Origin of the sequence: Bradyrhizobium sp. (assembly GCF_049691595.1) — a bacterium.
GTDB lineage: Bacteria > Pseudomonadota > Alphaproteobacteria > Rhizobiales > Xanthobacteraceae > Bradyrhizobium.
The window spans coordinates 1-3,711 of the sequence record NZ_JBAVNZ010000637.1 but is presented as its reverse complement, the minus strand read 5'-3'; the positions used below and the strand labels follow the sequence as shown (position 1 = coordinate 3,711).

The following is a 3,711-nucleotide window of genomic DNA, read 5'->3' as shown; positions in this document are numbered from 1 at the left end:
CCACCTTGTAGATGATGATCGCGCCAAGCCCGGTCAACGCGACAGGCAGCGTGTGATGATGCCACAGCGCGACGCCGAACAGCGTCAGCGCGAACAGGATGAAGTCGACGGGAATTCCGAACACGAGGAGGGGTTCGATCACGCTAGCCTCGAAAACACGCAGAAAAATTCAGCAGGGAGCAACCGGGCCGAGCGGCAGACGAGCCCACAATGCAGCACGGTTTGCGTTGCGATCTCAATGAAAGCCGAGGCTACCAATTTTCGTACTGCCCCCGTGAGCCGGTGACCGTCGCGTTTGGGCGATCAATCGTAAACATGGATGATGCGGCGGGTCTGGGGGTTGGTAGACGGCCCCTGCCGAGCGCCAGCGTCACGGCAAGAATTCGTCCCAGCATCGCGATCTCCTGATTCGACCTTCGTGCTTCGGACCATAGCGTGAATTGATTGTGCTGCCATCATGGAAACCTCGTCCCTGACGCCCATGTCGCTGCTATCCTGTTCCAGCACGGCGTCCGCAGGCTGTACTCCAATGACCGGGATTTCCCGAAATTCCGATCGATCGAGCTGCGAGATCCGTTCGCCTGAGTGAGCGGCGCTTCAGCCAGATGGCGATCTGGCTACGGCTGGTCTTCATCCACTCGGCCAACCCTTAGTCCTCTAAAATCCGATATTTGGGGTGATGGATTCCAGGCTCGGGCCAAAGGGCGCGCCCCGGAATGACGATGGCTCGAGGATTGCCCTCATCAGTCCAGCGCCTTCAGCCAGACGGCGATCTCGCTTGCCGCGACATTGGCCTGTTGCAGCAGCTTGCCCATGGTGAAGAAGCCGTGGAACTGGCCGGGAAAATGCCGGTACGCCACCGGCACGCCGGCTTGCTTCAGCCGCGCGGCATATTCGTCGCCTTCATCGCGCAGCGGATCGGCGCCCGCGGTCAGCACATCGGCTGGCGGCAGCCCGGCGAGCGTCGCGGCGCGCGCCGGCGAGACGCGCCAGTCGTCGATATCGGCGGGGCCGGTGAGGTAATGGTTGGAGAACCAGGGGATCACGGTATGCGTCAGCAGGATGCTGGTCTCCGGCTCGCGGTGCGAGGGATGCTGTTTCGAAAAATCCGTCGCCGGATAGATCAGCACCTGGCCGGCGATGTCGGGTCCGTTGCCGTCGCGCGCGGCGAGCGCAACCACGGCGGCGAGATTGCCCCCGGCGCTGTCGCCGCCGACCGTCAGTCGCGCAGCGTCGATGCCGAGCTGTCGCGCGTTGGCGGCGATCCATTCCGTGGCTGAAATGGCGTCGTCGACCGCGGCGGGAAATTTGTGCTCGGGGGCGAGGCGGTAGTCGACGGAGATGACGATCAATTCGCCTTCATGCGCGAGCGCGCGGCAGACCACGTCATGGGTTTCGAGATTGCCGATCACCCAGCCGCCGCCGTGGAAGAACACCAGGCACGGCGCCAGGCCGTTGGCCTTCCGCAAGGTCCTTGGCGTGTAGATGCGGGCAGGGATCGCGCCGTGGGGGGCGGGGATCGAAAGCGGGTTTGCCGATTCGAGCTCGGGCGGTTCGGGATTGCTGACGAAGCGGCCCTGCAGGTAAAACTCGCGGGCTTCCGCAGGCGTCAACGTCTCATAGGGCGGGCGGCCTGCCTCCTGAAAGGCCCTGAAGACGGCGGCGGCATCGGGATCGAGAACGACGGGCATTGAAAAACACCTTTGATGTTTGAACGAAAGGCTCAAGCGGCGGTGCGGCCGCCATCGACCGTGTAGGCCGAGCCCGACACGTAGCTCGCCTCGTCGGAAGCGAGGAACGCGACAATGGAGGCGACCTCGGACGCCTGCCCGAGCCGGCGCGCCGGAATCCGTTCGACGATCTTGTCGGTGGGCGGCGGGGCGTTGCCGCCGCTGCGGCCCTGCAGGATCGTGCTCAGCATCCGGCTGTCGATCAGGCCGGGGCAGACGCAATTGACGCGCACGTCGGTGCCCGTGCACTCCCACGATGCGCTCTTGGTAAGTCCGATCACCGCATGCTTGCTGGCGCTGTAGACTGCGATCAGCGGCGATCCCATCAAGCCCGCGATCGAGGCGGTGTTGATGATGCTGCCCTTGTTTTGCCTGAGCATGACCGGCAGCACATGCTTCATCCCAAGGAACACGCCGACCACATTGACGTCGAGTACCTTGCGAAAGCTCTCCAGCGAATATTCGGGTATCGGCTTGATGTCGCCTTCGACGCCGGCGTTGTTGTGGAACACGTCGATGGTGCCGAACTTGTCGACGGCGGCGCGGACATAGTCGGCGACCTCGTCTTCCCGGGTGACGTCGGCTGCGACCGCAAGCGCCGCTGCGGTGGCCGGCAGGTCCCGGATGGCGGCCTTGAGGTCCGCTTCCCGGCGGTCGACGGCGACGATGCGCGCACCGCGCTCGGCCAACAGGCGGATGGTCGCGGTTCCGATGACGCCGGCCGCGCCGGTGACGACGGCGACCTTGCCGTCGAGGCGAATTCGATCGGGCATTTCAGGGGTTTCCTCCGGCTTGGTCCGGTTGTTCCCGGATTTTCGTGATTTCCGCGCGGCCGCGCGGAGTCTCAGCGCCGACTATTTCACTTGTCGCGCAGCCTGACCAGTAGCCGGGGAGGGCGGCAAACCGCCCTTTCCCCGCCGTATTCGGCGTGTTAACCGGTGGACCTGCGAGCGGCCGATAAAGCTGCACTGTCGGGAGCCCGATTCGCCTGCTAAAGCCGCGAGATGTTTCGAACCATTGCCCTGACTGGCATTGCGGCCTTTGTCGCCGCCACGACAATCTTGATTGCGCCTGACGCGCGCGCGCAGATCGGAAATATTTTTTCCGATCCCCCGCTGCGCCCGCCCGGGGCGATTCCCCGCGGCAATCAGCAACAGCCCGCCGACGACGACGAGCAAGTGCCGGAATTGCCGCGCGGCCGGTTGTTGCCGACGCCCAATCGTCCGCTGCCGGGGCAGGGCGTGCCCGCGCCCGGAAGCGTTCAGTCGCAACCGCTGGCGCCGCCGCCAGGTACCACCGTCATTCCGCAGAACACCCAGCCGGGCATCGCGGTCGCGCCGCCGCAGCCGGGCGGCCCGAGCGTCGCCAACGCGCCGCCGGCCAATCCGCTGCCCGGATTGCCGCCGGGACAACGCCAGCCCAAGGGCGTGCCGCAATCGCCGGCGACCTTGCAGCCGGGCGACGAAATCGTCACCGAGCCGCCGTCCCTGAAGATTACGAACAAGAAGGCGAGCTTTTCCGGCCTCGACAAGATCACCGGGCGCATCATCAATTTCGACGAGGATATCGGCGAGACCGTCCAGTTCGGTGCGCTGCGCGTCAAGACCGACGCCTGCTACACCCGGCCCGCGAGCGAGGCCGCCAATACCAACGCCTTTGTCGAGGTCGACGAGATCACGCTGCAAGGCGAGGTGAAGCGGATTTTTTCGGGCTGGATGTATGCCGCGAGCCCCGGCCTGCACGGCGTCGAGCACCCGGTCTACGACATCTGGCTCGTCGACTGCAAAGTCCCCGACCAGACCATCGTGACCGCGCAGCCCGATCCGCCGAAGCCCGCAGCGCCGGCGCAGACACGCCCGCCGCCGCAGAAGCAGGCCATCCCGCGTCCGCTGCCGCAGCCGCAATTCCAGCAGCAGCAGCCGCCGCCGCCTCCACCGCAGCGGCCCGGCGGCCCGTTCGGTGGGCTTTTCGGGAACTAGGC

Annotated in this window: 3 protein-coding genes; 1 reads left to right on the top strand and 2 read right to left on the bottom strand. The window is 65.5% G+C overall.

Annotation, left to right across the window (positions count from 1 at the left end; all coding sequences use genetic code 11):
* Window positions 1-743 precede the first annotated feature (743 nt).
* Both WCE35_RS25570 and WCE35_RS25565 read right to left on the bottom strand, forming a co-directional pair.
* Window positions 744-1,691 carry an alpha/beta hydrolase gene (locus tag WCE35_RS25570; RefSeq protein ID WP_424596090.1) on the bottom strand — a complete coding sequence of 316 codons (948 nt, stop codon included), beginning with the start codon at window positions 1,689-1,691 and terminating at the stop codon, window positions 744-746.
* Window positions 1,692-1,723: 32 nt separating this feature from the next.
* Window positions 1,724-2,503, bottom strand: a complete 780-nt coding sequence (locus tag WCE35_RS25565) for an SDR family NAD(P)-dependent oxidoreductase (RefSeq protein WP_424596089.1) — start codon at window positions 2,501-2,503, stop codon at window positions 1,724-1,726.
* Window positions 2,504-2,734: 231 nt separating this feature from the next.
* Here WCE35_RS25565 and WCE35_RS25560 point away from each other — a divergent pair, with 231 nt between their 5' ends.
* A complete protein-coding gene (locus WCE35_RS25560; RefSeq protein ID WP_424596088.1) occupies window positions 2,735-3,709 on the top strand; it encodes a DUF2155 domain-containing protein in 975 nt (324 codons plus the stop codon).
* The last annotated feature ends 2 nt before the right edge of the window (window positions 3,710-3,711 follow it).